Source organism: Streptomyces laculatispora (assembly GCF_017353455.1).
Taxonomy (GTDB): Bacteria; Actinomycetota; Actinomycetes; order Streptomycetales; family Streptomycetaceae; genus Streptomyces; species Streptomyces laculatispora.
The window spans coordinates 1-4,996 of record NZ_JAFMPZ010000237.1; the positions used below are offsets into that span (position 1 = coordinate 1).

The 4,996-nt window shown below is 73.3% G+C and carries 5 protein-coding genes; 3 read left to right on the forward strand and 2 right to left on the reverse strand.

Features of this window, described 5'->3' with window-relative positions:
- Window positions 1-91 precede the first annotated feature (91 nt).
- The 3 genes from J1C73_RS13370 to J1C73_RS13380 all read left to right on the forward strand — a co-directional run bounded on the left by J1C73_RS13370 (window position 92) and on the right by J1C73_RS13380 (window position 2,738).
- Window positions 92-1,051 carry a condensation domain-containing protein gene (locus J1C73_RS13370; protein WP_242644113.1) on the forward strand — a complete coding sequence of 320 codons (960 nt, stop codon included), beginning with the start codon at window positions 92-94 and terminating at the stop codon, window positions 1,049-1,051.
- A complete protein-coding gene (locus J1C73_RS13375; RefSeq protein WP_123463937.1) occupies window positions 1,048-1,257 on the forward strand; it encodes an MbtH family protein in 210 nt (69 codons plus the stop codon). Before J1C73_RS13370 ends, J1C73_RS13375 begins: the two co-directional genes overlap by 4 nt.
- A 227-nt stretch (window positions 1,258-1,484) precedes the next feature.
- Window positions 1,485-2,738: an alpha/beta hydrolase family protein gene (locus tag J1C73_RS13380; protein WP_207316563.1), complete on the forward strand. Its 1,254-nt coding sequence runs from the start codon at window positions 1,485-1,487 to the stop codon at window positions 2,736-2,738.
- Window positions 2,739-2,800: 62 nt separating this feature from the next.
- Here J1C73_RS13380 and J1C73_RS13385 read toward each other — a convergent pair whose 3' ends face one another.
- Both J1C73_RS13385 and J1C73_RS13390 read right to left on the reverse strand, forming a co-directional pair.
- Window positions 2,801-4,627 (reverse strand): ABC transporter ATP-binding protein, encoded by a 1,827-nt coding sequence (locus J1C73_RS13385; RefSeq protein ID WP_242644112.1) that lies wholly within the window; start codon window positions 4,625-4,627, stop codon window positions 2,801-2,803.
- 65 nt (window positions 4,628-4,692) lie between these two features.
- A partial coding sequence (locus tag J1C73_RS13390; protein WP_207316565.1) for an ATP-binding cassette domain-containing protein occupies window positions 4,693-4,996 on the reverse strand: 304 nt, incomplete at its 5' end.

The window sequence follows — 4,996 nt, forward strand, 5'->3', positions numbered from 1 at the left end:
AGATGCGCCCTGATCGGCGCCGGATCCGGCTACTGAGGCGCCGATCAGGGCGCATCTGCTCACCGGCCCCGACGGCGGCCAGGCACTGCTGCTGACCATGCACTACCTCGCCGTCGACGAGTGGTCCGTGGTCCCGCTGTTCCGCGACCTGGTCACGGCCCACACGGCACGCGCCCGGGGCCTCGCCCCTGGCTGGCAGCCGCTGCCGGTCGGCTACGCCGACTACGCCCACTGGGCGCACGAGGCCCTGGGCGACCTCGCCGACCCGGACAGCCGGGGCGGCCGGCAACTCGCCTACTGGCGCCGGACGCTCGACGGACTGCCGGTGCGGCCGGCCCTGTCGGCCGACGGCCCCCGCCCGGCCGGGCCGGACCCGGCCACCCGGCCCGGCGGCCACGTCGGGTTCGTCCTCGACGAGGAGCTGCACGCCGCCGTGGACCGGCTCGCGCGGGCCACCGGCACCAGCATGTTCATGGTGCTCCACTCGGCCCTCGCGGCGCTGCTCACCGGGCACGGCGCGGGCACCGATCTGCCGATCGGCACGATGGTCGCGGGACGCACCGACGACCAACTCGCCGATCTGGTCGGCTGCTTCTTCAACACGGTGGTGCTGCGCACCGACACGGCGGGCGACCCGAGCTTCGCGGAACTGCTGGCCCGGGTACGGGAGACGACGCTGAGCGCCCTCGACCGGCAGGACGTCCCGTTCGACGCGGTCGTACGGGCCACCGGACTCCCGCCCCGGGGGCCGCAGTTCATGGTGATCCACCACGAACAGGCCGACGCGGAACAGCTGGAGGGCGGCATCGGCTCGCTCGCGGCCGTGCCGACCGGCGTCACCCGGGCCGAGCTGACCCTCAGCTTCCACGAGCCGCGCGGCGACGGCCCGGTGCACTGCGGGCTGATCCACGCCACAGACCTGCTGGGCACGACCAAGGCCGAGCAACTGACCGATGAATACCTGGAGTTGCTGCACCGCGTGACAACTCATCCGGAACAGTCGCTGTCCGAGCTGTTCACCGCACCGTCCAAGAGGAGTGACAACGCATGACGACCAACCCGTTCGAGGACCCGCAGGGCACCTTCCTGGTCCTGGTCAACGACGAGAACCAGCACTCGCTGTGGCCCGCCTTCGCCGAGGTGCCGGCCGGCTGGCGGACCGTCTTCGGCGCTGACACCCGTGAGGCGTGCCTCGCCCATGTGGAGGCGAACTGGACGGACCTGCGGCCGGCGAGCCTCGTCGCCCTCCAGGGCTGAGCCGTACATCCGCCGCCGCCCCTCGGTAAGACCTTCGCACCGGGGGCGGCGGCGTTCGCGTTTCCGGAGCGCTGCCGCGCACAGCGTGGCGGTCCAAGCCCCCAGGCAGGGTCGGGGATGACCCTGGACCTACCCTGACATAGCGCTCGCGGCCTGCCGCCGGTGCTGCGGGGATGCCAGCCTCGGTGGACGGTCAACCAGCCGTCGAGTGCAGGTGGGGGATCAGGATGAGGGACATTTCGCGCCGGTCGGTGCTTGCCGCGGCCGGAACGGCGGGGCTCGTACTCGCGACCTCGGGGGCGGTGCGGGCGGACGGCCGTCTGTCCGGCGCCGCTCCGGCCGTCAGCATCGAGCCGACGGACCATGGGCCCGGGAAGGGCCGGGTGCGTCTCGCGCTGCCGGCGCCGACCGGCCCGCGGCGGATCGGCACCACGTCAGTGCATCTGATCGACCGTTCGCGCCGGGACCCGTGGACTTCGCCCGCCGCACCCCGAGAACTGATGGTCAGCCTGTGGTACCCGGCGTCGGGCAGCCACGGCTGCCGCCGCGCCCCCTGGCTCCCGCCTGCGGCGACGAAGGTGTACCGACGACAGGTGGGCCAGGACCTGCGGACGCCGATGGACAACGTCGGCTTCCCGGTGACCCATGCCTGGCAGAACGCCCCCGTGGAGGTGCGCCGCCACGGCCGTCCCGTGATCCTCTTCTCACCGGGCTACAACATGATGCGTGCCATGGGCACCGCGCTGGTCGAGGACCTGGCCGCCCACGGGTACCTGGTGGTCACCATCGATCACACCCACGAAGCCTCCGTCGTGGAGTTCCCCGGCGGCAGAGTGGAGCTGGGGCGGAATCCGGACAGGACGGCGGCGTTGCGAGTCCGTCAGGACGACACCCGGTTCGTGCTGAACGAACTGGAACTGCTGAACGCCGGGAGGAACCCCGACGCCGGGGGCCGCCGGCTGCCCCGCGGTCTGCGGGGCTCCCTCGACCTGTCGAAGACCGGCATGTTCGGGCATTCGATCGGCGGTGACACGGCCGCGGGGGCCATGGCGCAGGACCGCCGGATCCTTGCCGGCGCCGACCTGGACGGCAGCATCAACGGAATCGTCGCGGACACCGGTCTCGACCGCCCGTTCCTCCTGATGAGCAATGCCGGTCACGGACGGTACAACGATCCGTCCTGGGTGAAATTCTGGTCACACCTGCGGGGCTGGCACCTCGAACTGCGGCTGCGCCACTCCGGCCACCAGACCTTCACGGACATGTCCCCGCTGGCGCAGCAGCTGGAGAGGGCGCTTCCACTGCCGCCGGAGACGGTCGCCGCCCTGACCGAGTCCATCGGAACGATCGGCGCCGACCGGGCCGTCGCCGCCGAACGCGCCTACCTGCGCGCGTTCTTCGACCTCCACCTGCGCGGCCGGGACGGCCACCTGCTGGCCGGTCCGTCCCGGCGATACCCCGACATCGAGTTCATCCACTGACGGGGCGGCGCCTGTCGCGAACGTACGAAGCCCCCGCCCGCCCCGTCCGGGAATCCGCGCGTTCACTGCGCGTCCGCCGGCACTGCCGCGCATCGCTCCGGCGCCGGTGCGCCGTCCACCGGCTCCCGGCGGCTGTCGGACCACGCCGCCCAGAGCGCCGCGTAACGGCCGCCCGCCGCGACGAGTTCGTCATGGCTGCCGGTCTCCACGATCCGGCCCTCGTCCAGGACCACGACGCGGTCGGCGGTCGCCGCCTGCGGGAGCCGGTGTGCGACCACCAGGCCCGTACGCCCCTCCAGTGCCCGCAGGGCCGCCTCCTCCAGGACCCGCGCGCCCGCGCTGCCCGCGTCGGCGGTGGCCTCGTCCAGGATCGCGATCGGCGGGTCCGCGAGAACCAGCCGGGCCAGCGCGAGATGCTGCGCCTGGGTCACCGTCAGCCGGTGGCCGCCCTCGCCCACGACCGTGTCCAGGCCGTCCGCCAGTGCCTGGGCCCACTCCAGGGCGCCGACCCGGGACAGCGCCGCGCGCACCTCCTCGTCGGTGGCCTCCGGACGGGCGAGGCGCAGGTCCTCGGCCAGCGGGCCCGCGAACACGTGCACCTCCTGGCTGATCAGCGTCACCGCGCGCCGCACACCCGCGGCGCCCAGCTCGGCCGCGTCGACCCCGCCGAGCGAGACGGTCCCGCCGTGCGGCTCGTGGACGCCCGCGATGACCTTGGCCAGCGTCGTCTTGCCGGCGCCGCTGGCGCCCACCAGCGCCACCCGTTCACCGCCGCGCACCGCCAGGTCGACCTTCCGCAGCACGGGAACCCCGGCGGCGTAGGCGTAGCTGAGCGCGCTCACCTTCACCGAACCGTCCGCCGGAGCGCGGCCGCCCGGCGCGGTCTGCTCGGCCGGCAGCTTGGACAGCCCGACCAGCCGGGCGAAGCTGGCGCCCGCCGACTGCGCGTCGTCGATGAGGAACAGCGTGGCGTTGACCGGGTTGAAGAGACTGTGGAAATACAGCGCGGCGGCGGTGGCCGTACCGATGCTCACCGAACCGTTGTCCACCAGCAGGAAGCCCGCGCCGAGCATGGCCGCCAGGCCCATGTACTCGGCCAGGTTCAGCCGCGAGAAGAAGCCGGTGACGATGTGGATGCCGCCCAGCGCGAGGTCCCGCGCCGACGCGGAGCGCTGCTCCAGCAGGGCCGTGTGCGCCCGGTTCAGCCGGAAGGCCCGTACCGTACGCACCCCGCCGACGCTGTCGAGCAGCTGGTGCTGGAGTGCGCCGGTCGCGACGCGGTGCTCGGCGTACACCGGAGCGGCCCGGCGCAGATACCAGCGCACCGACAGCACCTGCACCGGCATCGCCAGCAGCGCAGCCATCAGGAACCGCCAGTCCAGCACGGCGAGTCCGACGAAGGTCAGCACGATGGTCAGCGCGGAGCGGGTGAACTCGGGCAGCGCCTGGCGCACCGACTTCGCGATCACGGAGACATCGCTGGTGACCCGGGAGACCAGATCCCCCGAACCGGCTGCCTCGACGCGCTCCAGCGGCAGCCGCAGCGCCCGCTCGATGAACTGCTCGCGCACGGCGGCGAGTACGGTCTCGCCGAGCCGGGCCACGAGCGTGCTGCCGACCGCGGCGGCGGCGCCGCGCACCAGGGCCACCACGATGAGCAGCACCAGGGGCACCGTCAGCGCCCGCGAACCCCGCCGCTCCACCACCAGGTCCACGATGTGGCCGAGCAGGGGAGCGGTCAGCAGACCGACACCGGTCCCGGCGACCAGGACGGTGACGGCGGCCGCGGTCAGCCGCCGATGGCCGCGCAGCATGGTGCGCAGCGCCGCGAGGCTCTCCGCACCGCTCGCCGTCGGCAGCAGCGCACGGTCCGCACCGGGTGTGCTCATGGCCGCTTCCCCCTCTTCCTCTGCGCGCGTGTCCGTGTCCTGCGCGCGGTCTTCGTACGTGGACGTCATGCGAGCACCGCCGCCCGGTACCGCTCGTCACCTGCGACGAGTTCGGTGTGGTGGCCGTCCGCGGCCACGGCGCCCTCGTCGAGGACCACCACCCGGTCGGTGACCGCGAGGAGGGCCGGGCTGGTCGTGATCAGCACGGTGGTGCGCCCGTGGCGGATTTCCCGCAGCCGGGCGGCGATCCGGGACTCGGTGACGGTGTCCACGGCGGTGGTCGGGTCGTGCAGCACCAGTACGGAGCTGTCGGCGGCGAGGGCCCTGGCGAGGGCGACGCGCTGTCGCTGCCCGCCGGAGAGGGACCGC

Bases quoted from the DNA above. Each gene is read 5' to 3' on its own strand.
- J1C73_RS13375 (WP_123463937.1), top strand. From the start codon at position 1,048: ATGACGACCAACCCGTTCGAGGACCCGCAGGGCACCTTCCTGGTCCTG.
- J1C73_RS13380 (WP_207316563.1), top strand. From the start codon at position 1,485: ATGAGGGACATTTCGCGCCGGTCGGTGCTTGCCGCGGCCGGAACGGCG.
- J1C73_RS13385 (WP_242644112.1), bottom strand. From the start codon at position 4,627: ATGAGCACACCCGGTGCGGACCGTGCGCTGCTGCCGACGGCGAGCGGT.